Here is a 26,421-nt window from a genome sequence, read left to right as displayed (position 1 = left end):
AAAATGAGAGAATAAGCTTAAATTTTGGAAAACAACTTTATATATTTATTTTATTTTGATTATCAGTTATTTGTGTTGGTTTTGGTTTTTTTGTTTGAACCTTTTTTTATGTTATCATCTTTAACTAAAGTATGTTTTTTTTAACTTTTTTTTAAACAAAAATAATTTTCTCAATGTTGTATAGATGAAAGCAACGCAATTAATACGTTAATTCTTTGCTTGATGGAACAGGTTTACATTTGCTTTGATTTAACCTTTTTTATAGCTTTATTTTTAATATGTATGTTGTTTTTGTAGACACATTATATGTTTCTTTTAATGCTTTTAAGTGAGTGTAAAACGTATAGAAACTATTTTTTTAACAATTAAAAGAAAAAACATGCTTAATTTTAGAAAGACAATATTCTTTAGTTTATTAACGTTCGCGACACTTTTATTCACAACTAATGCAATGAATGCCCAAACTCAGAAGGGGAACTTTATGGTTGGTGGAGAGGTAGGTTTGTCTACTTCATCTTCTACGGTAAACGTTGATGGTTCAGAAACAGAGGGGTCAAGTGCAACGCAATTTAATATCGCTCCATCTGTTGGTTATTTCTTTGCTAATAACTTTGCAATGGGTATTGGAGTTGATTACACATTGAGTACGGTAAAAAATAATAGACGTGATGAGTTAGATAGTGATTTGTTATTTGGACCATATATGAGATATTATGTGCCATTTGGAGATAAGGCTTTATTCTTTGAGGTCGATTTTGGATATGGGAATTCTACAGATAATATCACCGTAAATAATGAACAACAATTGGCTGTGACCAATGTATTTGCAGCAGGTATTGGACCAGGTTTTACAATTTTCTCTAATGATAATATTGGTATTGAGGCATTGGCAAAGTATAATTTTGCAAGTAGTAATAGTATTTTGACTGCGAATGGAGTAGAGACAACTAGTAACTCTATCACACATGCTTTTGACTTTTCTGTAGGTCTACAAGTATACTTAGGAAGAAAATAATGGAAACTACTTGATTAGTAGTCTATAAATATATATAGATCAGTTGGCTATTGTCAATTGGTCTTTTTTTATTTTATTATAATTATTAAAATTTATTTTATTTTTTAGGTGTAATTAAAAGTGGTTTTTATGAACATTTTTTTGTTTTGGTTGTTTTGTTTATATAGTGACTTGGTAGTGTAATGTATTGCTTATCTGGTTATTGTGTGATTGTGTTTTGTTTTGTTAGATTGATTGATTTTATTAAATTTTAATTTAGTCATGTCACAATAAAATGAAAATATGATCAATAAATGAATTATTATTAATCAATAAAAAAGAAAAAACATGCTTAACTTAAGGAAAATATTATTCGCCAGTACTTTGGCATTTGCAACTGTCTTATTCTCGTTTAATACAATGGAAGCCCAAACGAAGAAAGGTAACTTCATGATAGGTGGAGAATTGGGCTTATCTACAGCGTCGTCTACCGTAAGTGTCAATGGTTCAGAAACAGAAGGGTCAAGTGCAACGCAATTTAATATCGCTCCATCTGTTGGTTATTTCTTTGTTAATAACTTTGCAACAGGTATTGGAATTGATTACACATTGAGTACGGTAAAAAACAATAACCGTGACGAGTTAGATAGTGACTTATTATTTGGACCTTTCTTACGATACTATATTCCTTTTGGAGACAAAGCCTTGTTCTTTGAGACTGATTTTGGATATGGAAACTCTACCGATAATATTACCATAAACAACGAACAACAATTGGCCGTAACCAATGTATTTGCATTCAGTATTGGGCCAGGGTTTACGATTTTTTCAAATGATAACATTGGTATCGAAGCATTAGCAAAGTATAATTTTGCAAGCAGTAATAGTATTTTGACTGCAAATGGAGTAGAGACAACAAGTTACTCTTTGACACATGCATTTGACTTTTCAATAGGATTGCAAGTGTATCTAGGAAGAAAATAATAGAACGGATATAACTATAGCTGGTTGAAACTATGCAGCGCAGCTAACTCTAATAGAAGAAAAGTGAACGTAAAAGTTCATGAATATCTTAAAAGTCGTCCCATTTTAGCTCGTTAAGATGGGACGACTTTTATAATATAAGAGAGAAGATTAATCGGATGATTTTATTTTTCGGAATTGAGTCCATGTGCCTACTACAGCTAAAAATACCATAGCAAACAAAGACATGATAGTAACCCAATTGTTTTCGTAGAACAATCGTTTGCTTCTCAAGAAAATTCCTAAAAAAGCCCATATTAAAACTAATGTAAACCAAATGTCTTGATTGAGGTACAAGACTAATAATGTTCCAAAAATCCCCATAACAATTAAGGCGGCAGTCCAGTATTCCTCTGATAGTCCAAAAAAGTCAAATCCTAAGTAAATGAGTAAGAGATTGAGGTGAAGAAGGGCACCTATGCAAATCCAAGCCAAATAAATACTAAAAGGAATGGTATAAATCCATCGTGCTTTTTCCACCCCTACCAAACGGTAATAAACCCATATAAGGGTTAGCCAATTAGAAAAAATTATTGCAAAAGAAAGAATAAGATATTCAGCTTCCCAAGCAATTAACCATCCGCAGTTTAGGACAAAGGTAATTATAAATCCAATGCCAACACTTTGAACTTCTCTAGGCACTGCTTCTTTTTTTAGCACCGTTTTTATTTGATCAATAATAGATAAACTCAATAAGGGATAAATGATACTCCAAATACTAGACGAAAAATGCTCTGGTGTGAGCATGTTGGCATGTAAATCTGTTAACTCAACGATTGATTTCCCCCAAAAAGGGGACGTAACTGCCAATGTATTGATAATAAGAACGATTACAAAGAATAAAATATTGGCAATCATTAATATGCGATACATGACTCTTTTGTTTATGTAATGGGAAAAAAAATAAAAATCTCAGGCTATATGTTGTTAGCTGCTGCATAATAAGAAAAAGTTTATTACTAACAAATAATAGCTTGCTTATTTTTCTGGATGATTACTTGAAGTCTTTAGAGAATTTTGCCACTGCTGCAAACAAATTAAAGAGGTTGGTGTTGTATAAAGAAAAAGCAAGAATTATGATAAAAAAAATATTACTAGCGAGTTTCTTTTTATTGGGAATACAAGTTGCAAACGCTCAACTAAGAGTGGCGGTAGAAACAGGTACTGCTTTTAATCAATACAATGACGTCCGCACACCAAATGGTGATGTTGATAAAGGAACATTTTTTTCTCTAAGTAGTGATTTTAGACCGCAATCTATCAATCCATTTATAAGAGCAGAGGTATCGTATACAATTATTGATCGACATGACATACAGTTAACCGCAGCGCCTTTAGAACTTCGGTATGTTAGTTACAAAAATCAAGTGATTGATTTTGCAGGAAGGACGTTTAGTGGCGATGATATTACAGGGTATTATAAATTTAATACTTATCGATTGAGTTATCGTTATAATATCGTTCGAAAAGAAAAAATAAGATTTGGAATAGGTGCTTCTGTTCTTTTGAGAGATGCTCGAATTGCATTGGAGCAAGAAGGTCGGACGGCAGAAGATACTGATTTAGGAGCGGTTCCGTTAATTAGTTTCAATCTAATTTACTCTCCAATTAAGAAGTTGTCTATTTTGCTAAAAGGAGATGCTTTGGTTGGACCACAAGGGCGAGCAGAAGATATCTTTTTGGGAGTAACCTATGACTTAATTGATGCTTTAGAACTCAAAGCAGGGTATCGATTAATAGAAGGGGGAGCATCGGTTGCTCAAGTATACAATTTTGCTCTTTTTCACTTTGTCGACTTTGGGTTGGTGTATACTTTTGATTTTGCCAAAGACAAAAAGTAGTATTTAAAGCTTTTAATGAAAAACGTCTAATTGGGGATATATCCAATTAGACGTTTTGTAATTTAGAGCGTGTTAGTCCTCTTCTTTTTTTGGAAAGTAGGTGTATGTATACACGTCTCTTTTGTTTAATTTATCGGCAATAAAAAAGTCAATGTGTGTATAATTGCCACGGTTGTTATACGTTTTGACGGTTTTCCAGTCCTTGCCATTTTTTCGATATTCAATTTCGGTGTAAGTCTGAATTTTAGAAGTTGTATCATAAGTAATTTCTTTTCTTACAAAAGGCTGCCCTTCTAGGGTTTCTGTATAGGTTGTCAAAAGTTGTTTGCTACTATCCAAATAAACATACGTTTTCTTTTCTTCATACGTTTTTTCAGGAGTTACAACCAGTTGAATTTCTTCATTATCATTAAATGTGTAGGTAATTGTTTTTACCTTCTTATTCAGTCTTTTTTCGATCGTTTTTACTGGTAGATTGTATTTGTATGTGGTAATTGTTTGGTCGGTTCGTTTTACCTTGCCATTAGAATCTCTAGTACCAGCCCTCAAAATTGTTTTCTTTAGTTGGTTGTAGCGATCGTACTTGTTGATTACTTGATTCCAATTATGGTATAAATATCCTGTAGATTGGAGTAGTAAGCTATCGTTTTTATAAGTTGCTTGAAAGGAACGGGCTTGCATTTTTGTATCTCCATCATCATCAAAGGATTCCCAATTGGTAATATTACCTAGGGCATTGCGGCTTACTTTTTCTAAAGAACTATTGGGGGGAGAAGTATCGTAGTTGGTCGTTTTTGTTTGTGTAGGAAAACCATTTTTGTCAAAGGTTTTTTCGACTTGACGCAACATCAAATTGCTGTTTTTTTTGTACAAGCGAACCCATTCACGTTTGTGCTCGTGGTCATAACTCTTGAATTTCGAAAGTTGCTTGCTATACTGACGCTTGGGTTTGTCGCTATGGGTTAGTTGTTCTGTATAATAACTACCCAATTTTCGAGCAGGGTTGTATTCAAAAGAATAGTGCGTACGGGGCGCAAATCCTGTATCGACAGCCATGTAATGGTATCTATCTTGACGGATAAGTATAGCATTGGTGTCGTAAACACTTTCCTTTGTCATAGACAACTGAGGAACACCATTTTTATATTTATAAGTTGTATGGATTATAGTTTGAACACTATCTAAATTTCTTTGAGGTTGAGCATTAAGGATAGATGAGCTTCCCCAAAAATTAAAAAAAAGGACAAAACAAATAAGGTAATAATAGTTCATAAAGCATGTTGATTTAAAATAAGAATATCTGTCAACTCAAGAATTGACAGATATTAGACTATTTTATGGATTGGTGTCGTTGATCAAAGTAAATTAACGAACGACCAACTTTTTTTAATAGACAAGTATATTTAGTCTCTAGGAAAATATTCATAAGTATAATGATCTTCTTTTACGATTTTATCATTTTTCTTGAAAATCTGTTTAGAGATATTCCCCCAGTCATCATATTCTTTTAATGTTTCTTCCTTGATGTCATTTTCTTTATCCACCTTTAGCAATTTAATTTGATTGCCATAGTCATCATAAGCATATTGAGTTACTGTAAGAACCCGATCATTGATGCTTTGGGTGGTCACTAGAATATTGCCATAGGCATCATATTCTGTATTCGTGACAAAGATATCAGTATCCTTATTGGCTTTAGATATTTTACTTTTACTTGTCCGTTTATTGATGCGTTCCTGTTCTTTAGCAGCTTCTTCTAATGTTAATACTTGCCTTTTGTTTTGGCGAGTAGTACGAATGATAACACTATCTCTATACTCGTTAAAAAAGTGACTTTCTAGTTTACCATCAATAAATGTTTTCCATTCAACAACATAGTTGTTGCTGAAATAGCGAATATCTTTTCTAAATTCTTTTCCATTGACTTTCTCTGTTGTAATAGACTGTACTAAGTCGCCATCATTATTACGTTTGTAGTTGGTCAAAATTTCTTTGCGAGGCTCTTTGCGATTCTCAATCCAAAGAAGCGACTTGCTAATTTCTTTTTGATTGTTGTAGAACCAAGTCTTTCCCTTGATTTGTGTCCCATCAATATCAAAGAATTTTTCTTGTTCTTTCTGACCTTCGCTATTATACTCTAATAAATAAGTAACAGCGACAGAAGTTTGTTGGCCATCGTCGTATTTGATTTGCTCTACTTTGCTTTTGTTGTTGTACTCATCCCAATAGATTTTGGATTCGGCTTGAAGAATACCCTCGCCATTATATTTTAGCGTATTTTGATGGCGTCCTTTGGGGTCGTAGCTTAGTTTTTCTTGGACCGTTAGTTCTAACTTTTCGTCCTTATCCACTTTGTATTCTTCAAAAAGAGCAAGTTTATTAAACAAATTAAATTCTCTTTTTACTTGCGCTGCCAATTCCATTTTGCCCTCGTCATTAGGTATATACTGTTGGTGCAAAATAGATTTTATTTGAAGCTTCTGCGCATGGGTGCTTAATGAGAAGAAAGAGCCTAATAAAATTATAAGTATAAAAGTTGTAGATTTTTCTCTATGCATAGACCTAAGAGCAATTTAGATTACTAAAATAATTATGTAGTTATTTCTTGTTGTGCAAGAAGGATACCAAGTTTTGGGAGTTAAAAATAGCTAATTGTATTATTACAATAAAAATATGAATTAAGTATTCATTTGCATTGTTTTAGAATAGTTGCAATTATAAACCATAATATTCGTAACGATACAAATGCTCTTGCACCTGTTTTTCATTATGAAAAATCATTTTCTTTACTGGATTACTATAAGAGTCGTATTCGTACTTAACTTCGTCTGTATCTCTGGAGATTTTGTTGTGTGTTTTTTCAGATACTAATTCCTCCTTATCGTTGTAAAAATAATAGACTACCTCAGAAACTTGATTATAAGTTCTGGTAATTTTTTTAGAAGGAAGACCATATTTATTTGTTTTGTACGTAACTGTTTTGAAAGGAGTGTGCGGGATGTTTTCTAGTGGATCCCTTTTGGCATCATCGTATTCCAAAACGATCCTCTGTTCTGGAATAGGAGGGGGGATGGCATATTCTTTTATAATAGCAGTCGTATCTCTTGTGGCAGCTGTAAATTGGCTTACGATTCGACCATTTTTATATTTGATCCAATCAATAATCGCATTATTTTTGAACAACTTGATATCCTTCAGTCTGTTTTTTCCTATTTGAGAAAGCAATGTTGATTGTACAATTTGCCCTTTGTTGTTGTATTGGTTTTCTAAACTAATTGTTTTTTTTATTGACTTAGAATTTTGATACGTATAGGACCAGTCGATGGCGGATAGGAGCTCTCCTGTAGCAGAGTACGTTCGTTTTTGCTCACTCAACTGATTGTCTGCTTGATTGTATGTTTTGCTTAGCACCACCCGATCTTCATCGTCATAAACCAAGGTAGTATAAGTAGAGTTGGAAGGCTGAATATAATCTGTATGAGTAATTTTAATTACATGATCCGTTTCGTCATATTCATTTTCCTCACTCCAAATTAGCGCATTATCTCGATTGTAGACCATATTACCAATATAGAGACCTTCTACATTGTATTTTATGATTTTTAATTTTTCCAAGGCTGCTTTTCCCAAATCTGTTTCTGTGTATTCAGCCTGTTCGATAATTTCACCGTGTATATTGTATTTTGTTTCTGTATGTTTTTGAAGAATCGCTTCGTTGTTTTTTAGTTCAAATGTTTTATGAATTTGAGTTTTGATTTGAGGCTTGGGAGAGGAAGTAGGCAAACGAGATTGAAAGCTTACCAATACCACAAACAGTACCGATAGCAAACTAAATAGAAAGAACCTAATAAAAATTTTAAAAATATGTATAGTCATAGGTATACTTAGAAATTAGTTTTTCATCCTGATAAAGCGCCTTTTTTAAGAGGTTATTATGGCGATCATATTCCAAGACCTCCTTGCTGCTGCTGGTTTCTTTGCCTTCATGAAAAGAGACTTTTTTGGTTTCAGTAAGATTTGAATTTTTGTCATAAGAATACGTGATAATTTGCGTAATCTCTTCGCCAGCCATTTGAGTAGTTTTTATTTTATTACCCTTATCGTCAAATTCATCTTCATTGGTCCACAGACCAAAACCACCGAAGCCGCCACCGCCACTATCGCCACCACCAAATTCCATCAAAACCCTAGCTTTGCTAGGATCATAGCCAGCTTTAGCACCACCAAAGTTGCTAATTTGCTCACCATTCTTAAACTTAAGGTGCTCTTTTACCTTGTTGCGTTGAAATGTGATTAAATCTTTATAAACATCTTTTCCATCTTTGACCATTTTTTCAGAAGAAGCCAAAAAGCCCTCTTGCGTATAAGCTGTCTTTTTGATCTCCATATATTTCTTTCCATTTGGAAGCACTTCCCACTTTTTATAGTAAGTTTCTTCATTGTCGTTGTTGTACTTATATACTTCTTCTCCAACTTTACGACTATCTTTATTGGTCAACGTAATTTTTTCAGGTTTTCCCGTCGATGTATAACTGAACATTTTGGTATATTGATGTCCAGGAGCTTTGATGTAGTCCGTATATTCTTCCTTAATGGTTAGTTTACTCTTATTCGAGATATAAGATTTGGTCGTTAAAATAGGATCTCCCATCTCGTCAAAGGTAGCGACTTCATCTGTTCTAAAGTTTTGCTGCCATTCTTGTGTGCGAATTTTGTTTTTGACCAGCTCACCAATCGGATTGGCCAAGTGCAATTCTAATTTGATCATACGATTTTTTTCATCGTATTCTTTTATTTCCTTCTTAGTAAGGATTAGGTCAGAATCTTTAGGTTGGTCAGGGAGTCGTTCGTAGGATTTGAATTCGACCGATTTTATTTTCGCATCTTGTGCTTGTAAAGTACCTGATAATGCAAAAGCTACGAATAGCAAGAATGGCATTATTAGTGTATTTTTCATAATTGTATCTATTTGTTTTTCAATGAATAGCAACTGCTTTTTTATTTATTAAGCTCGTGTTGAAGCAAAAGAGCTGCTCCGTTGTTACAATAAAATGCACAGTACTACATTTTTCATTTAGGTTAAAAACATGTTCTAAACTGCAAATTTGCCTTGCTTCAAAGTGCTTTTTGTATGCACAAAAGAGGCAAAATGAAGACATTAAGAACAGTTGGTGTTAGTAGTATTTATAAATATACAGCGTTTTTTCTAAACTTTTATTATTATGTGACGATAAACTTTTTTCTATTAAATTCCCTAGACTATCGTATACAAAGCTTGTTATAGACAAAATTTTTCCCCCCATGTTTTGCTCTTCTCTAATTAAATTTTCTTTCTCATCAAAGTAAGAGATGGTTCTATAGTGGATTTTTCCCTTTTTAGTATAGCGGTTGCTTGTCTTCTCTATAATTTTCCAATCTTTATTATAACTATAAATAACTTCTTCTAATAGTGCACCATTAATTGTTTTTCTTACAGTTTTAATGTGTTCATTTTCATAGGTTACTTCTTTTTTGTTGATTTCTTTTTTATTAATGCTTTTGATGTCTGAAATCAAACGTCCATCCTTATAGGTTAAAATATGTTCCTCTTTGTTGATTCGATATTTCTTTTTAGGAGGTTTATCTTTACTACCGACCTGCTTAATTTTTCTTCTTAAAATAGTTTTATCCTCTACAATATGCCCTTGTTTGTCATATTTAATTTTTTGACGAAAACGGTTCTTGTAGTACTTGCCACAGGTATGTGTTAATTGTCCCTTTTTATTGTATTTATAACGGTAGTCTCTTCGTTTTCCAGACCGTTCTACCACATCTCCTTTTATATTAATTGTATTCCACTTGGCATAAGTTGTCCATCTAGTTTTTAAACTATCTTTGTAAGTGTAATAATTACATGATAAAGACGTACTGCCAGTATAGTTATAACTGCATAACTCTGTCAAATTCTGTTGCTCATCATAAGTTAAAGTGTCTTCTTTGGCTAGTTCTCCAAACTTATCATACAATTGGCGCAAGATGTACTTGCTGTCTTCTTCTTTGGCTTGATAATCCAAATAGCGTGTGATTAATTTTTGTCGAAGTGGCTCTTTCCCTTCAGGATAATCAATAATTTCTTCTGTCAAAACCTGCTTGTCCAGATCAAAGAAGGCTTTTTCTTCTTTTGTCAATCGCCCATTATCTCGAATATGATAATAATAATTCTGCTTCTGCATCAATCGCCCAAGAGTATCGTATTGCATGGTTTTTCGGAATCGAATCAGACTGTCCTGTTTCCCAATACCATAGGATAGTATTACCATCTCTTTAATTTGGGATTGCCCAAAAGAAAAAGTACAAGAAAAAACGATAATGAAAATGATCTTTGACAAGATATTCATGCAAATAGATAGTTGAGTAAAGTTGCTTAGTACTCTGTAAAAATGATAGAAACTTACTTTATAGAGTACCTAATAAATGAAGACAATAAGTTAAATCAACAACATAAATCTATGATTGTGTGACAACACAAACTGTTGGTTAATGGTTGTAATATACCAAAAGTAAGCCAATCTGAGAGAAAAGCCAAAGGCTACTAAAAACAAAAAGGCAAATCCGCTCAGATTTGCCTTAAAATTTGTAACAAGAGTTTGCTTCTAGTAAACTTTTGTTTTAGCCTTTTACTTTGATCTTATATAATAAGACCATTGGGTACGTAACGAAAAAAATTGCCTTTGTTTATAAAACGAGACGAAATAATAATCCGCTGCCTCCAACAAAAAAAAATCTTTTTTTATGAAAAAATAAGAACAGGTTCAAATTTTAAACAACTACTATTATAGAAAACAAATAGATACGCGACATTATCCCATTTAATCTGAACTAAAGTGAAGCCGTTCCTGTTTTTTTGAACATACAGTAGATTCAACGGCTAACAAAATTGTTTTTTATACAAAAAAAGCCTAACTTTTTGTGTTGAATAAAGAAAATCATCTTTAAGTAATTCACTTACAATTGTCAACAAACCTTAATTGCTTAACTCAAATAGCCCTAAATAAGTTATTGATAGTTTAGACTACCAATAAATTGTAGAAATAATACTTATGTGGAAAAAAATAATTAGAACACTTACCCTCCAAGATGTCTTTCTTGGAGCCCGATTTTTCTGGCTATTTGGTGCTGTCATAGCTCTATTTGTTGCCAGTTTTCCCTTCTATTTTCTAATGCCAGTAGCCAAGGCAGCATTGGTGGCGGCGGTTGCTATTGTAGTAGTAGATGTTTTTTTGTTGTTTAACAAAGGGGTGCAGATTGCTTGCGAACGTACTTTGCCCAGACAATTATCATTAGGAGATGAAAATACGATTCGATTAAAATTACACAATAAATATGGTTTGGGCTTGGGGATTACTATTATAGATGAGTTGCCTGTAGAATTTCAAAAAAGAGATTTTGAGATAAAAGACTATTTAGAACCAGATGAATCCAAAACATATACTTACAAGCTACGTCCAACAATTCGAGGTGAATATACTTTTTTTGATGTAAATCTATTTATACACTCTGTCTTAGGGTTGGTAGAGCGAAGAATTAAAAAACGACAACAACAAAAAATTTTAGTGTACCCATCTATTATGCAGATGAATCGTTTCTCTTTGATGGCAGTTGCTCGAATATCTACCATGAGAGGGGTGAAAAAAGTGCGTCGATTGGGTACAAGTTATGAGTTTGCACAGATTAGAAATTACGTAAAAGGGGACGACTATAGAAGTATCAATTGGAAAGCGACCAGCCGTAGAAATGATTTGATGATCAATCAATTTGAAGATGAACGCTCTCAACAGATTTTCTCTGTGATTGACAAAGGGCGCTCCATGCAAATGCCTTTTAATGGGATGAGCCTATTGGATTATGCGATCAATACAAGTTTGGTTATTTCTAGTGTGGCTTTGCAAAAACACGATAAGGCGGGTTTGATGACTTTTTCTGATAAAATAGGTGCGACTGTCAAAGCAGAAGAAGGTCCCAAACAACTCAATCGAATTATTGAAACGCTGTACAAGGAACAGCCTCGAAACTATGAGGCAAATTACGAACTGTTGTATACGGCAACCAAGCAATTTATAAGAAGAAGAAGCTTGATGTTTTTGTATACCAATTTTGAAAGTTACTCGGCTATGGCTAGAGTATTACCTTTGTTGCGCCGCATTAATACCGCTCATTTATTAGTGGTTGTCTTTTTTGAAAATACAGAAATAGTGGACTATTCTCATCAAGAAGCAACCACTACAGAAGAAATTTATTATAAAACTATTGCTTCTAAATTTGTAGAAGAAAAACACCGCATTGTTCAAGAGTTGCGTCAGTATGGCATTCAAGTGATTTTGACTCGACCAGAGGACCTTTCGGTAAATAGTGTCAACAAATACCTTGAGATGAAATCTCGGGGAATGATTTAAAAAGAATATGGCAAAAAAGCAAAAAGTAGCCGCACCGATTCAAAAAGAAATGGGCGAAGAGTGGAAAATAGAAGTCAACGATAAAGCATTTACAGAAGGAAAAGGAGGAAACATGCCTGCATTAGGCTACCCTTGTGCTGTATGTGAGAGCAAAGAAACCAAGTTGCGTTTTGCACAAAGTACAGAAGAGGAGGAAAGCAATCTGCTTTGGATGGAATTGCAATGTAAAAATTGCCAAAACTATACCCTTTACACTAGAAAATAACACACACCAATTATAAAATAAGTAAGCACCCTAAAAATATCATTAGGTATTTATAGAAGCTCACTTATCGTCAAAACAACTATAATCATGAGAGCAGTAGTGCTAACCAAATTTGGAAAACCAGAAGAAGCTTTTGAAATACAAGAACGTCCAATTCCTACCCCAAAAGATCATGAAATCTGTATTCAGTCAGAAGCTTTTGGGCTAAATTTTGCCGATGTAATGGCTCGTCAAGGCTTATACCAAGATTGCCCACCACTACCAACAGTATTAGGGTATGAGGTTGTTGGTAAAATTCATGCTGTGGGAAAAGATGTGAAAGACTTTGAAGTAGGGCAACGAGTTGTTTCATTGACTCGCTTTGGAGGTTATGCGGAATATGCCGTTGCAGATGCTCGTGCTGCGGCTGTAATACCTGATGAAATGGATTATTGTGTAGCAGCTGCTCTAGCAACACAGTATGCTACTGCCTATTTTTGTGCTGCTTACACGACTCAATTGCACAAAGGAGAACATGTGTTGATTCAAGCTGCTGCGGGTGGTGTTGGAACAGCGTTGGTTCAAATGGCCAAGCACAAGGGTTGTATTGTATATGGAACGGCAGGCTCAGAAGAAAAATTAGATTACCTGCGAAGCCTTGGTGTTGATCACCCGATTAATTATAATACGACAGATTTTGCGACTTATATTGAAAAGACATCGGGCAAAAATGCTATAGATGTTGCTTTTGATAGTTTAGGAGGTAGTGCGGTTAAAAAAGCTCGTAAATTATTAGCGAAAGGAACAGGGCGGATCATTTGCTATGGTGCTGCTAGCCGATCAGGCAAGAGCAAAGGTGTTTTTGGTGATTTGAAGCTTGTATTTGGTTTTGGCTTTTTGGCTTCTGTTGAACTTTTATTAAAATCACAAGGCGTAACAGGAGTTAATATGTTGCGTGTAGCTGATAATAGACCCGATGCGCTGAAATATTGTATCCAAAGTGTGGTGCAAATGGTTAATGATGGTATTCTTAACCCTACTATTGGGGGCAAGTTTTCTGTAGATGATATTGCTAAGGCGCACAATTTTTTAGGAGAGCGAAAGTCTATCGGAAAAGTAGCTGTACATTGGTAATGCTACGACAAATCTTGAAATAGACGGTTTTGATTTTCCATATCCCTACAATGTGCTTGGGCTAGCCCTGCTTTTAATAAAGAATCTTGAAAGGTAGATAAATTGCCTTTTAAATCGGTTACTAAAACATGTTCTATTTTGGTGGAATGGGCACTTTGATAAATACAACGATGCACTGTTGGGTACAACAAGCCTCGGACGAAACCTTTGGGTACAGGAGAAGGGTGTTGAATCGAGTTATAAATAATTAATGCTTCTTTGTCATTCAACCATTCTCTAGAAAAGTAATAAATATATTCCCGATTGGCCAATAAAGGAGGGGTTTGATAATGGACTTGAATAATCCATGCCATTTTTTTGGGGCTTTCTTCTACAATTTTTAAAACATTGCCTTGAATAAATTCCTTATTCCATTGAGGCAAGTATTTTAAAGATTGGTCAGCAATGACATCTACAACTTTTGTTAAAGGTGCCTCAACCACAATATCGGTACGAAATGCAGAACGAGGGCTATAAGGAAGGCGACCAACTCGGACTTGTCCTACCTTGGGTTTGCCAATGGTTGCCCATGTTGCACTAACTTGAAGGGTATTTAGAGCAATATTAGCTAATTGTGTATAATTGATTTGATCTATAGGAGTAGGATATAAAAATGTTCTCAAATTACGCCATTCTTTGATATAAGCATTGATATGTGATTTTTTTAAAAAATGATCTTGAATAAATGGACCAATAGCACCTCCCAAACGATAGACCATTAGGTGTTCTACTTTGGTAGTGCCACTGTCTACAATAGAAATACGTTGTCCCGAAATAGACATCGGGCAACGAACATAGTTTTTTTGTACAGGAATGTCAAGAGCTTCAGTAGGCGTATAACCAACCAAGTAAGTTTTGTCATCTAGTTTTTGGCTATGGAGACCATGTAGAAACTCCCGATTGACCATAGGAAAAGGCATTTGAAAAGAAGTGCGAACCAAAGAACCTTCAGAATCTATAGGCACAGACCATGTGCGCAATTGTTCTCCTAAAACAAATAAATCGTTGATGCGGTGCATAGCGCCACAAACATCTTTGAGTAGATTAATCACAACAGCTTGTGGAATGGGATGCTCTGTAATAGTTTTAAAACCAATAACACCCGAATTAGACGCATTTGATTTGGAATAAACTTGAATGTCAGTATGATCTATTTCTAGTTGCCAATCAGAAGCATCTAGTTCTTGAGGAATGGTTTGGAGTGTTTGTAATGGAGTAGCCATAAGTAGGATGCATTAAGAAGAAGTACCAATTATTTGTTAAATCCAGTTGTATCTTTTTTAACAATAGGTTTAACCAAATGTTTAATAAAGAGGTGCTTCTTTGAATACATCACAAAGGAAGTGGACAGAAGGAATTAATTGTCCTACAAGATGAGGGCTCAACTTATTTTTAACGCGTCAAAACGATGTAATCATTGATAAGTGTGCGCAAGAACTTACTTTGATCTTTGGGAATAGTAGCAATATCTAGTTGCTGGGCAACATGTTTTGATAATTCAGCAACAGCTTTTTTATGAGCAGGATTAGGGTAGCGGCGTTCACGTTCCAATACTTTTTTAATAAATAGCATATCCTGTTCGTTAAATTTACGAATTTGTGGATAGCTGGGATTATAGGTATCTAGAGTAGAAATTTTCAAAATATCATTTAAAGTGAAGGTACGTTGAGAAGTCGTGCGAATTACAGTTGTACCAGACAACAAGCCACCCAAACGTTGACTTTTGGGAGAGGCGTTGATTAACAAAGCACCAACCGAGCCCAAAGAAATCCACAAATCAACAAAACGAAACATCCAACGCATGACATAGTCGTGTGTTGTTGGAGCATCGCCATTGAGTTTAACGACTTTTAAGCCCATTGATTTTTTCCCAATGGTTTGCCCATGCATGACAATTTCAGAAAAGAGCGTATAAAACAAAAAGATCGGAGCTAAAATTAGATAAACAAATACCAACATATTGTCGTAGCTCTGAATGGCTGACCGTCCCAAAATTAATAGAAAGGTAATGATACCTGCCATGATTAATAAATCAATAAAATATGCCAAAAAGCGATTGCCAAGTGTTGCCAACTCGTATTGAATGGTTACCTTTTGAGCGGTATTGATTTCGATTGTTTTCATTTAAGTAAATGGATTTTGGTATTTGATAGTATATGAAATATACAAAAAAAATGTTGTTAAAAGCAAATAAGAAATGTGGATTCTATTGAAATCATTACCTGCTAATTAATTCGTGTTCATAGAGTTGCTTTGTTTTTCTTTGTAAAAAAAGAAATGGAGATCTATTATCTATTTGTTAGTCAGTTTTTTATAAGGTTTGTTGGTTCCCAAATAGTATGAAAGAGACCAACAACCAAAGATGTAGGAAGGGATTTAATGCGATTTTTTAGTGGACTATTGTTGAAAAGAAAAAGAATCTTATTTATATTGTAGAATGTGCCTACTTGAATTTTTGTCATTTAACCCTCATTCAAAAGGCAATACAAGCATAACAACAAAATAAACAAAAGAAATCCCAAGAAGCTATAATTCTTTTAATCCCTAGTTTTAAATTGAAACTAATATAAATGTGCTTTTTTATCTTTTTGGTAAAAAAGCAAAAAATCAACGACCACGAAGTAGCAGCGAACCGAGCTATGCGAGCTCATGACCGAAGGGAGTAACAAAGCTAACTACTAATGTAAATAAGCATTTTGATAAAGAATATTATAGACGGTAGGGAAATTGTCGTTTAAGACAAAACTAAAAGATGTTAGAGTGAATTTTCTTAGCATTAAATTTGTTCAAGAGAAGAGACTAGCTTTTGACCATCAATTTGCAACTTTTTGTACAAGTTCTAACAACCCAATCTCAAATGCGTGAAACTCATTTTATAAAACAAAACAAAGACAAGTGGGCTAAATTTGAACGAAACTTAGGGAAAGGCGATGCCAATCCTGATGAGTTGAGTAACTTGTTTATAGAAATAACCGACGACTTGTCGTATTCTAGGACATTTTACCCCAATCGTTCGGTTCGAGTATATTTAAACAATATAGCTCAAAAAGTTTTTTATAGTGTCTATAAAAATCGCAAAGGACGCCTGTTTAAGTTTTTGGACTTTTGGAAAGAAACGGTTCCTCAAATAATTTATGAATCTCGAAACGCTTTTTATTTAGCCCTATTGCTTTTTTTAGGAGCTGCATTTATTGGCGTGTTTTCGTCTTATATGGATGCCGATTTTCCTAGAGTTATCTTAGGAGATGAGTACATTGATATGACAATGGAGAACATTGCGAATGGAAAACCAATGGCTGTTTATGAAGACCCTAAGGCTAGAGAGATGTTTTTTCGTATTGCACAGAATAACTTAATGGTTGCGACCCTTTGTTTTATTGTTGGGTTGTTTTTTTGCGTAGGAACTATTTTTGTCATTGTTCAGAATGGGATTATGCTAGGGGCATTTCAGTATCTCTTTATTCGAGAAGGGATTTATATGCAATCATTTTTTACAATATGGATGCATGGAGCGATAGAAATTTCCTGTATCATAATTGCTGGAGCAGCAGGGTTGACGTTGGGAAGCGGACTAGTTTTTCCAAAAACACTGAGCCGAATACAAAGCTTGCAACTGTCTGCTCGAAGAGGACTCTTAATTATGCTGACCATTTTGCCTCTAATCGTCTTAGCAGCATTTATAGAAGGGTTTATCACACGTTATACTGGAGCCTCCTATATTATTCGAGGAATCGTTATTTTTGGTTCTTTTGCCTTTATCATTAGTTATTATATTGTTTATCCTTGGATGAAAGCCCAAAAAGGGTTCACTTCATTTATTGGAGAAGTTAAATTGCCACCAGCTCAATCTACTGAAATAAAATACAATCAAATTAAGAATAGTGCTCAGATTTTTAGCGATGCTTTTATCTTCTATCGCCAGTTAATAAAACCGACGGCATTGCTTTCTTTTTTATTGGCAGCTATATACACCGTTTTATTATTGTGGCAAGGAGACAACTACACGTTTAATACAATTGTTGGTATTGAGCAGTTTTTGGATAATCCGTGGATGTTGTTAGAATATACTTTGACAAATGTATCTCAACTATTATTGACAGGTGAGTTTTCAATGACATGGTGGTTGAATGTGCTTGCGTCTACCATTATGGCTTACGTTGTCTTTTTCTGGGTACAAAAGGATGCCAACAAGCAAAAGGGGGGTGTGTATAATGCTGCCTTCTTTTTTAAGACAATTAGTGCTACTTTATTGTGCATAACAGCTGCTCATCTGTGTTTATTAGCAACAGAAGGTTGGTTGTTTTTGCTGCTTCTTTTTGCTATTCCGATGATATTAATGACTTTGGCAACCGTGTTTAATGAGAACATTAATTTATTGTCTGGTATAGGTAGAATGTTAACAGTTGTAGGAGGAAATTGGGTGGTTATGATGGGGGCTTATTTGGTAATAGGAGGAATGTGCTTGATCTTTTTATTTATGATAACAGCGCCCATTGCTAGCTTTTATTTAGGAGTATTGGTCAATGCACTGCCTATTACAGATTTGGAATTGGTACGTCAAGGGTTTTATATTTTCTTGCATTCTTATATGTTTTGTTTTTTATTTCCACTAGTTTTTGTCGTTATGGGAATAGGCTTTTTTAGTTTTAAAGAAACGAAAGAAGCAACAGATTTGTTTGAACAAATACCCAACATTGGTGTTCGCAAGATTTCTTATGGAATGGAAAAAGAAAGTTAAATCAAAAAGAATGAAAAAACAGAATCTCTATATAGGTCTAATCTTATGGTTTGTGGTTGGTTTTTCTACAACTTTCTATGCCAATGATGCTACAAAGGCTTACCAAAATGAAACCTTGACGGTAAGAACTGTTGACAAAGCAGAATGGAAAAAGACAGCCCAAGGAATGAAATATTCTAAGAAACCAAAGGCTAAAAAAACAAAGAAAAAGAAAGTAACACAGAATACCAGTGGAACTGGCAATGTCGCACCGCCACCACCAAGAGAACCATCTAATTTTTCATTTAAAGACTTTGCACAAACATTATTAGTGTTCTTGGCTGTTATCATACTTGCTTTTGTTGTTTTTAAAGTAGTAGCGGGGGATGCGGTGTTGGTTAATAAAGAGGTTAGGAGACGCAAGCCAGTAACATTAGAGCAAATTGAGACCAACTTGCAAGAGGCGGATGTTGAAGGTTTTTTGAAACAGGCATTGGCAGACAAAGATTATCGCTTGGCAATACGATTGTACTACTTGGCAATTATCAAAGAGTTAGCTGCCAAAGGGGTGATAGAATGGAAAAAAGATAAAACAAATGGACACTATATGAGAGAGCTCCGAAACAAGAACCATCCTAAATTAAAAGATTTTAAAGCCGTTACTCGAATTTTTGAGTACGTTTGGTATAGTAATACAGCGTTTGATGGCGGTCAGTTTGAGGAAGTTCGAATTAATTTTAAAAACCTATTGGCTTCTATTAAGTAATGCTAAAATAGATTAACAATAGAAAACTAAAAGTCGCAATGTAAGCATGAATAGATTGCCAATGCGAATACCCTTAATCCTTATACATTTAATATCAAGTAGCCTTATAATATGAATAAATTTGCTCCATTATTGATTGGTGGTATCGTCCTAATTGGACTGATTGTATACTTTGCGAGCAATCAGCCTGGTTACTATCGTTGGAAACACAGCTATGAGGTAGAGGGTGAAAATCCATACGATATGAAAGTATTGTATGATTTATTAGAAAGCCAATTTGAATTGGATGTATTGGAGGAGCGAGTTGAGACTAAATTATCAAAAAAAGAAGAAGAAGCAAAGGGAACAAGCTATTTGTATATTGGTCAACAAGCTAAATATACAGAGGATGAAGCATGGCATTTGAGGGAGTATGTTCGAGCGGGAGGAGACGCTTTTATTATTACGGAAAATATAAATGATAGCTTAGCAGAAATTCTACTCTATGCCGAAGATTGTGGAGGCTTGTCTAACTGGGACGGCCGAAACCGAACCGTAACAAAGGAAAAAGTGTATGCAAGTTTTAAACACCCTGCTATTAACGATCATTATTACGAGTTCGAATATTTATATGAAAATTATGCACGAGCACATTATTGGCATTTTATCCCTTCTACAGCCTTTTGTGATAGCGATGAAAGCCAATCTAGATATAGAGCTTACCCTTTAGCTTCATTGGGAACTTTCGTTGATCAAGAAGAAAAAGAGTATATTAATTTTGTTCGTTTAAAAGTAGGAGAGGGGCATTTCTATTTTCATACCAATCCAGTTATGTTTTCTAATTTGTTTTTGGTTGACACAGCAGGAATTGACTATGCCAATAATGTACTTTCTCATATCAAAACCAATCAATTGTATTGGGATAGAGAAAGTGCTATGAGACCCAAGGCTAAAGATGCTAAAAGGGATGACAAGCCTCAAATTGCTGCTAAGTCACCTCTAGAGTATATTTTCTCTCAGCCGGCTTTAAGGTGGAGTTGGTATTTATTTATTAGTTTAGGAATTATTTATGTTTTATTTGGCGCCAAGCGTAGACAACGTAAAATTCCAATTTTAGAAACGAATCGAAATACTTCTTTGGAATTTGTAGAAACTATAGGTCGTTTGTATTTTCAGCAACAAGATCACAAAGGAATTATTAAAAAGCAAATGCACCTTTTCTTGGCACACTTGCGACAACGATATCATTTGGTGACGAGAGATTTGGATGATAAGCTGATTCATAGAATTGCTGTTCGCTCAAAAGTAGATAAGGAAATTATTAACGACATATTTGTAGAGTATTTTAGGTTAAGAAAAATATTGCAACAACCTTACTCCAAAGTAGATGTGGACACTTTAAATAACTTTTATCTCTTAATTGATAAATTTCACCAGGAGGTGCATAAAATGCAGTTTGTTGATAAAGAGGTTGTTTAAAAATTATTGTTTGAAGATACACTGCATTGGTGAATATGTTAAAAAGAACAAGAGTTAGAAAAAAAACTAGAGAACAATAAAAATTAAAACAAAACATGAATGAGGATTATTCTTGGGGCGCAGAAGAAGTGTCCGTTGCTAAGATACAAGAAACGGTAGATCAAGTTAGAGAGGAAGTCCAAAAGGTTATTATTGGACAAGACAATCTAATAGAATTGATCATGATATCCATTTTTGCGGGTGGACATGTTCTCTTAGAAGGCGTGCCTGGAGTTGCCAAAACATTAGCGTCTAAATTACTGGCTCAAACCTTGAATGTAGATTTTTCTAGAATTCAGTTTACACCAGATTTAATGCCCTCAGATGTTACTGGAACAAGTGTGTACAATATGAAAACAGCGGAGTTTATGTTCAATAAAGGACCAGTGTTTTCTAATATGGTGCTAATTGATGAGATCAACCGTGCACCAGCCAAAACGCAAGCTTCTTTGTTTGAGGTAATGGAAGAAAAGCAAGTTACAGTTGATGGAAAAACATACAAAATGGCTTTTCCTTTTATGGTAATTGCCACGCAAAACCCTATAGAACAAGAGGGAACTTATAAATTGCCAGAAGCGCAGTTGGATCGCTTTTTATTCCGCATTCAACTAACTTATCCTCAATTGAGTGAGGAACAGCAAATTCTACGTCGATTCCGTGATGATTTCTCAAAACGCCAGATTTCAGATGTTCGCGCTGTTTTAAACGCAAAAGAAATTAAACAATGCCAAGAAATAGTTGAAAAAATCCACATTAAAGATGAATTGCTAGATTATATCGCTGCTTTGGTGCACAATACTCGAAACAATGGAGATTTATTTTTAGGCGCTTCGCCTCGTGCTTCGTTAGCAATTATGCAGACCGCAAAAGCTGTTGCGGCAATCAATGGACGTGATTTTGTTACACCAGACGATATTCAATACGTGGCATATCCTGTACTCAACCACCGTATTATTCTAACTCCAGAGCGAGAGATGGAAGGAATGGATGTTCAAGATGTTATTAAGGATATAATTGCAAAAGTTGAGGTGCCACGATAAGAACAAAACAATGTTTAAATTTATAAAAAGAAAGGATAAACCTACAGAAAAGAAGCCTGCACCATTAGTAGAAGGGCAGGACTATTATATTGAGAATGGTCTATATGTTTTTACGGCACTATACCATCAAAAAAGAGGGTATTGTTGTGGTAATGGTTGTCGACACTGTCCTTATCCTAAAGACGAAAAAAAGCTTTGATCCTTGTGGTCAAAGCTTTTTTTTAGAGTAGTAGAGCCTAAGTAACTAAGCACTTTCCATGATGGCAACAACACGTGCAGGTGCTGCCGAAGCGCCTTTTATTTTTAAAGGAAAGACAGCTATTTTGAACCCATGTGGAGGGAGTGCCTTTAGGTTGGTTAATTGTTCCATGTGTAAATATTCGTGGTCTAGACCAACCAAATGCCCCTCCCAAAAGAGCTCTTTGTTATTGGTTTTTTTAGCTTCTTCTACAAGGTATTTTAATGGCAAATCCCATCCCCATTGATCAATTCCCATTACCTTAATGCCTTTTTGAATCAACCAAAGGGTTGCTTCTTTGCTCATACCTGTGCCCAGTGCCAGCACATCTTTGCCTTTTAGATGATCTCTATCGGTGCGAATGAGGACAATATTGCCTGGTTGTAGAGTGGTTTGAGTTTGTGCCAGAGCTTTTTCTAAATCTTCTACCGTAATAGCATCAAAATCTGCTTTATGACTCATGTCAATCACAACCCCATCGCCATACAGCCAGTCCAAAGGCACTTCATCAATAGTTTTGGCTTTTTTGCCTTCTACAACTGGACCATAATGCCAAGGTGCATCAATATGAGTACTAGCGTGAACGCCCATGTTGACTATTTTGTCGTTGGCCCAGCCTTGAAATCGGGCAGGAATCAGTTTCTTGGGAAGTTTTAGAATGTAGCGAATCAAACGCATGTTTTTGAGATGTGAGATGTGTTTGATTTTAATGCGCATGAACCAAGGATCTTCTTTGTCGTATTGGATCGTTTTAGAAAGGTCTATGATCTTTGCCATAATTTTTAGTGTGTGTTGGTTATAAATGTATTGGTGTGTTGATGATGGCATAGTGGGGACCATCTTTAATTTTGGTTATCTAAATTTTGTGGGTTCTTAAATGTAGCAAAAAAGGATGGGAAAAGGAAATACATGGACAGAGGATTTGTGAAACGGAGCTCTGTTTTAGTTGAAATATTTATATAGTAATTTATTTATTTTGTTGAAGGGCAATAGAATGTGAATTTCTAAGCAAAAAGAGAAGAAAAATGTATTAAATGCTGAATTTTAAGTTGCTAAAAAATAGAAAGCGTAACTTTTTTTAAGAAAAAACACTTTAATTTTCTTTTTCTGAAAAATAATCGTACTTTTGCAATCGCTTAAGTAAACCCCTTTTATAGGGGGATTCGGAAAAAAGTAGTAATTATTTGATAAATGCCTACAATAAATCAATTAGTAAGAAAAGGACGTAAAGTGATCAAGCTAGCTTCAAAAGCAAGAGCTTTAGATTCTTGTCCTCAGAAACGTGGAGTATGTACTCGTGTATATACTACTACGCCAAAGAAACCAAACTCAGCGTTACGTAAAGTAGCAAAGGTACGTTTAACAAACGGAATTGAGGTTATCGCATATATTCCTGGTGAAGGTCACAACTTGCAAGAGCACTCTATCGTATTGGTACGTGGAGGTCGTGTAAAAGACTTGCCTGGTGTACGTTACACAGTTGTACGTGGTGCTTTAGATACTGCAGGTGTAGCAGATAGAAAACAAGCTCGTTCTCGTTATGGTACTAAGCGTCCAAAGGCTGCTAAGAAATAATAGAGAGTTTCAATAAGAATTAAGATAAAAGATCATACGTTGACTAAGTTCTGAATAAGTCAGAACTGAAGATTGGGCTACATGTTTTGAAACAAAACAAGGCTCAAACAACAGCTTAAAAGATTTAACAACAAGATGAGAAAGAGAAAACCAAAAGTGCGCCAAGTCGCACCAGATCCTCGTTATGGTGATAAGCAAGTAACACGTTTTGTAAATATGCTAATGTTAGACGGTAAAAAAAGTACTGCATTTAGAGCTTTTTACGATGCGATGGATATTTTGGAAGAAAAAACAGGAGAGTCTCCTCATGAAATTTTCCAAAAAGCAATTAAGAATGTAATGCCAGCTCTCGAAGTACGCTCTCGTCGTATCGGTGGTGCTACTTTCCAAATTCCTACCGAAATTCGTCCTGAACGCCGCCTCTCAGTGGCTATGAAATGGACCATCAAGTATTCTCGCCAACGCAGTGGTAAAGGAATCGCTTCTAAATTAGCCGCTGAATTACTAGCAGCTTCTAAAGGTGAAGGTTCTGCTGTGAAGAAAAAAGAAGATACACACAAAATGGCTGAATCTAACAGAGCTTTTGCTCACTTCGGTCGTAAGAGAACGAAGTCTAAATAATTTTTTATTTAGCAAAGACATATCCTTAAGATATATTATTAATCAATTTTTATATAAAATTTTAAGCCACTATATATAAGTCATGGCAAAAATAGATTTAACCTATACGCGAAACATTGGTATTGCTGCACATATTGATGCAGGAAAAACCACTACTACAGAACGTGTTCTGTATTACACAGGTATTAGTCACAAGATTGGTGAAGTACATGATGGTGCTGCTACAATGGACTGGATGGAGCAAGAACAAGAGCGTGGTATCACAATTACATCTGCAGCAACTAAGACTGAATGGCCTTGGAAAGATAAAAAATATGCTGTAAACATTATCGATACTCCCGGTCACGTTGATTTTACGGTTGAGGTAAACCGTTCTTTACGTGTACTAGATGGGTTGGTATTTTTGTTTTGTGCTTCTGGTGGTGTAGAACCTCAATCTGAAACAAACTGGCGTTTGGCAGATGGTTACAAAGTGCCTCGTATTGCATTTGTAAACAAAATGGATCGTCAAGGTGCCGATTTCTTTGGTGTTTGCCAACAAATGAGAGATATGTTGGGAGCTAATGCTGTTCCTTTACAAGTACCAATTGGTGCTGAGGATGATTTCAAAGGGGTGGTTGATTTGATTACAGGTCAAGCAATCGTTTGGAATGAGCATGACATGGGAATGACTTTTGAAGTAGTTGAAATGCCAGCCGATTTGGTTGATACTGCTGCTGAAGCTCGTGAACAATTGTTGGAGGCTGTAGCGGAGTATGACGAGACGTTGATGGAGAAATACTTTGAAGATCCAGAATCTATTTCTCACGACGAAATCCGTGCTGCTGTACGTGCTGCTGTATGTGACATGAGTATTATTCCTGTTATGTGTGGTTCTGCCTTTAAAAATAAAGGAGTACAAGCTGTATTGGATGCTGTATGTGCATTCTTGCCTTCTCCTTTAGATGTTAAAGCTGTAACGGGTACTAATCCAGAAACAGAAGAAGAAGAATCTCGCCCAGCTGATTTTGATGCACCATTCTCTGCTTTGGCGTTCAAAATTGCAACAGACCCTTATGTAGGTCGCTTGTGCTTCTTCCGTTGTTACTCTGGAAAATTAGATGCAGGTTCTTACGTGTTAAACACTCGTTCTAACAAAAAAGAGCGTATTTCTCGTATTTACCAAATGCACGCTAACGAGCAAAAACCTATTGATACAGTTTATGCTGGTGATATTGCGGCTGGTGTTGGTTTCAAAGACATCAAAACTGGTGATACTTTGTCAGACTTGGATCACCCAATCGTATTGGAAAGCATGGACTTCCCTGCACCTGTAATTTCTATTGCTATTGAGCCTAAAACTCAAAAAGATGTAGATAAATTGGGTATGGCATTGGCTAAACTATCTGAAGAAGATCCAACTTTTACAGCTAAATTTGACGAAAATACAGCTCAAACAGTTATCTCAGGAATGGGAGAGTTGCACTTAGAGATTATCGTAGATCGTCTAAAACGTGAATTTAAAGTTGAGGTGAACGAAGGTGCTCCTCAAGTAAATTATAAAGAGGCGTTAACAAAAACTGTAACACACCGTGAGCGTTTGAAGAAACAATCTGGTGGATCAGGTTTGTTTGCCGATATGGAATTCGAATTAGGTCCTGCTTCTGAGGAATTCTTAGAAAGTGATGACTTCAAAAATAACAAAACTCGTTTAGAGTTTACATGGGATATCAAAGGAGGTGCTATTGATAAAGCATACATCAACCCAATCCAAAAAGGATTTGATGCTATGATGGACAACGGTATCTTGGCTGGATATAACATGGATAGCATGAGCGTACGTGTTTTTGACGGAGGAATGCACGCAGTGGATTCTAAACCAATTGCATTTGAACTTTGTGCTAAAGAAGGTTTCAAAGCAGCTGCAAAAGGATGTAAGCCTGTTTTGTTAGAACCTATTATGGCTTTAGAAGTAGCTTCTCCTGAAGAGTACATGGGATCTATCATTGGTGACTTGAACCGTCGTCGTGGTATCATGAAATCTCAAGAGCCTAAGGGTATTGGTATTGTAATCAAAGCAGACGTACCATTGTCTGAAATGTTTGGATACATTACTGATTTGCGTACTTTGACTTCTGGTCGTGCGTCTTCTAACATGATTTTCTCTCACTATGCTCCAGCTCCAAATGCTGTTGCAGAGAAGGTGATTGAAGATTCAAAAGCTACTGTATAAGTAAATAATAAATAATCATAAAAATCCCGTTCTTCGGAACGGGATTTA

Annotated in this window: 23 protein-coding genes; 14 read left to right on the top strand and 9 right to left on the bottom strand. The window is 35.2% G+C overall.

From position 1 onward, the window contains the following. The first annotated feature begins 451 nt into the window (after window positions 1-451). Together QP953_RS00530 and QP953_RS00525 are read left to right on the top strand one after the other, a co-directional pair. Window positions 452-1,015 (top strand): outer membrane beta-barrel protein, encoded by a 564-nt coding sequence (locus QP953_RS00530; protein WP_052595593.1) that lies wholly within the window; start codon window positions 452-454, stop codon window positions 1,013-1,015. A 327-nt stretch (window positions 1,016-1,342) separates the two neighbouring features. Further along, entirely contained in the window at window positions 1,343-1,978 is a 636-nt protein-coding gene (locus QP953_RS00525) for an outer membrane beta-barrel protein (RefSeq protein WP_063833075.1), read from the top strand. Between the two features lie 150 nt (window positions 1,979-2,128). Here QP953_RS00525 and QP953_RS00520 read toward each other — a convergent pair whose 3' ends face one another. Continuing rightward, window positions 2,129-2,890 (bottom strand): hypothetical protein, encoded by a 762-nt coding sequence (locus tag QP953_RS00520; protein WP_309553635.1) that lies wholly within the window; start codon window positions 2,888-2,890, stop codon window positions 2,129-2,131. Window positions 2,891-3,093: 203 nt separating this feature from the next. Between QP953_RS00520 and QP953_RS00515 the strand changes: the two genes are divergently transcribed. Then, entirely contained in the window at window positions 3,094-3,858 is a 765-nt protein-coding gene (locus QP953_RS00515; protein ID WP_063833077.1) for a hypothetical protein, read from the top strand. 72 nt (window positions 3,859-3,930) lie between these two features. Here the strand turns inward: QP953_RS00515 and QP953_RS00510 are convergent, their stop codons facing one another. The 5 genes from QP953_RS00510 to QP953_RS00490 all read right to left on the bottom strand — a co-directional run bounded on the left by QP953_RS00510 (window position 3,931) and on the right by QP953_RS00490 (window position 10,157). After that, a complete protein-coding gene (locus tag QP953_RS00510) occupies window positions 3,931-5,130 on the bottom strand; it encodes a hypothetical protein (RefSeq protein WP_309553634.1) in 1,200 nt (399 codons plus the stop codon). 131 nt (window positions 5,131-5,261) lie between these two features. Continuing rightward, the gene (locus tag QP953_RS00505; RefSeq protein WP_052595582.1) at window positions 5,262-6,416 is read right to left on the bottom strand and encodes a hypothetical protein; all 1,155 of its coding nucleotides are present in this window, start codon (window positions 6,414-6,416) and stop codon (window positions 5,262-5,264) included. A 157-nt stretch (window positions 6,417-6,573) separates the two neighbouring features. Beyond that, window positions 6,574-7,734 carry a hypothetical protein gene (locus QP953_RS00500; RefSeq protein ID WP_052595580.1) on the bottom strand — a complete coding sequence of 387 codons (1,161 nt, stop codon included), beginning with the start codon at window positions 7,732-7,734 and terminating at the stop codon, window positions 6,574-6,576. Next, window positions 7,715-8,815, bottom strand: coding sequence for a hypothetical protein (locus QP953_RS00495; RefSeq protein ID WP_052595579.1), 1,101 nt, complete (start codon window positions 8,813-8,815; stop codon window positions 7,715-7,717). The genes QP953_RS00500 and QP953_RS00495 overlap by 20 nt, the downstream gene beginning before the upstream one ends. 217 nt (window positions 8,816-9,032) lie before the next feature. Next, window positions 9,033-10,157: a hypothetical protein gene (locus tag QP953_RS00490; RefSeq protein WP_156039717.1), complete on the bottom strand. Its 1,125-nt coding sequence runs from the start codon at window positions 10,155-10,157 to the stop codon at window positions 9,033-9,035. Window positions 10,158-10,937: 780 nt separating this feature from the next. Here QP953_RS00490 and QP953_RS00485 point away from each other — a divergent pair. From QP953_RS00485 to QP953_RS00475, 3 genes are all read left to right on the top strand, one after another. After that, window positions 10,938-12,290: a DUF58 domain-containing protein gene (locus QP953_RS00485; RefSeq protein WP_052595574.1), complete on the top strand. Its 1,353-nt coding sequence runs from the start codon at window positions 10,938-10,940 to the stop codon at window positions 12,288-12,290. Window positions 12,291-12,297: 7 nt separating this feature from the next. Continuing rightward, window positions 12,298-12,555, top strand: a complete 258-nt coding sequence (locus QP953_RS00480; protein WP_309553633.1) for a hypothetical protein — start codon at window positions 12,298-12,300, stop codon at window positions 12,553-12,555. Window positions 12,556-12,642: 87 nt separating this feature from the next. Next, a complete protein-coding gene (locus tag QP953_RS00475; RefSeq protein WP_052595569.1) occupies window positions 12,643-13,668 on the top strand; it encodes a zinc-binding dehydrogenase in 1,026 nt (341 codons plus the stop codon). 2 nt (window positions 13,669-13,670) lie between these two features. Here QP953_RS00475 and QP953_RS00470 read toward each other — a convergent pair whose 3' ends face one another. Both QP953_RS00470 and QP953_RS00465 read right to left on the bottom strand, forming a co-directional pair. Beyond that, the gene (locus QP953_RS00470) at window positions 13,671-14,930 is read right to left on the bottom strand and encodes an START domain-containing protein (RefSeq protein ID WP_309553632.1); all 1,260 of its coding nucleotides are present in this window, start codon (window positions 14,928-14,930) and stop codon (window positions 13,671-13,673) included. 169 nt (window positions 14,931-15,099) lie between these two features. Further along, window positions 15,100-15,831, bottom strand: coding sequence for an RDD family protein (locus tag QP953_RS00465; RefSeq protein WP_052595566.1), 732 nt, complete (start codon window positions 15,829-15,831; stop codon window positions 15,100-15,102). Between the two features lie 733 nt (window positions 15,832-16,564). On the opposite strand from QP953_RS00465, the gene QP953_RS00460 reads away from it, so the two are divergent. From QP953_RS00460 to QP953_RS00440, 5 genes are all read left to right on the top strand, one after another. Next, complete coding sequence (locus QP953_RS00460; RefSeq protein WP_309553631.1) at window positions 16,565-18,445, top strand: stage II sporulation protein M; 1,881 nt, start codon at window positions 16,565-16,567, stop codon at window positions 18,443-18,445. A gap of 10 nt (window positions 18,446-18,455) precedes the next feature. Beyond that, on the top strand, window positions 18,456-19,190 hold the full coding sequence (locus tag QP953_RS00455; RefSeq protein WP_197043817.1) for a DUF4129 domain-containing protein: 735 nt from the start codon (window positions 18,456-18,458) through the stop codon (window positions 19,188-19,190). Window positions 19,191-19,301: 111 nt separating this feature from the next. Next, window positions 19,302-20,648, top strand: a complete 1,347-nt coding sequence (locus tag QP953_RS00450) for a DUF4350 domain-containing protein (RefSeq protein ID WP_052595559.1) — start codon at window positions 19,302-19,304, stop codon at window positions 20,646-20,648. Window positions 20,649-20,743: 95 nt separating this feature from the next. Further along, entirely contained in the window at window positions 20,744-21,727 is a 984-nt protein-coding gene (locus QP953_RS00445; protein ID WP_052595556.1) for a MoxR family ATPase, read from the top strand. Window positions 21,728-21,737: 10 nt separating this feature from the next. Next, window positions 21,738-21,926: a DUF5522 domain-containing protein gene (locus QP953_RS00440; protein ID WP_052595554.1), complete on the top strand. Its 189-nt coding sequence runs from the start codon at window positions 21,738-21,740 to the stop codon at window positions 21,924-21,926. Between the two features lie 45 nt (window positions 21,927-21,971). On the opposite strand, the gene QP953_RS00435 is transcribed toward QP953_RS00440, so the two are convergent. Next, window positions 21,972-22,742, bottom strand: a complete 771-nt coding sequence (locus QP953_RS00435; RefSeq protein ID WP_052595753.1) for a cyclase family protein — start codon at window positions 22,740-22,742, stop codon at window positions 21,972-21,974. Window positions 22,743-23,156: 414 nt separating this feature from the next. Between QP953_RS00435 and rpsL the strand changes: the two genes are divergently transcribed. From rpsL to fusA, 3 genes are all read left to right on the top strand, one after another. Continuing rightward, entirely contained in the window at window positions 23,157-23,540 is a 384-nt protein-coding gene (gene rpsL, locus QP953_RS00430; RefSeq protein ID WP_052595552.1) for a 30S ribosomal protein S12, read from the top strand. A gap of 135 nt (window positions 23,541-23,675) precedes the next feature. Then, window positions 23,676-24,161 (top strand): 30S ribosomal protein S7, encoded by a 486-nt coding sequence (gene rpsG, locus QP953_RS00425; protein ID WP_052595550.1) that lies wholly within the window; start codon window positions 23,676-23,678, stop codon window positions 24,159-24,161. An 82-nt stretch (window positions 24,162-24,243) separates the two neighbouring features. After that, the gene (gene fusA / locus QP953_RS00420; RefSeq protein WP_309553630.1) at window positions 24,244-26,373 is read left to right on the top strand and encodes an elongation factor G; all 2,130 of its coding nucleotides are present in this window, start codon (window positions 24,244-24,246) and stop codon (window positions 26,371-26,373) included. The last annotated feature ends 48 nt before the right edge of the window (window positions 26,374-26,421 follow it).

Origin of the sequence: Aureispira sp. CCB-E, assembly GCF_031326345.1 — a bacterium.
Classification (GTDB): Bacteria; Bacteroidota; Bacteroidia; order Chitinophagales; family Saprospiraceae; genus Aureispira.
This window is presented reverse-complemented; position numbering and strand designations above follow the sequence as displayed.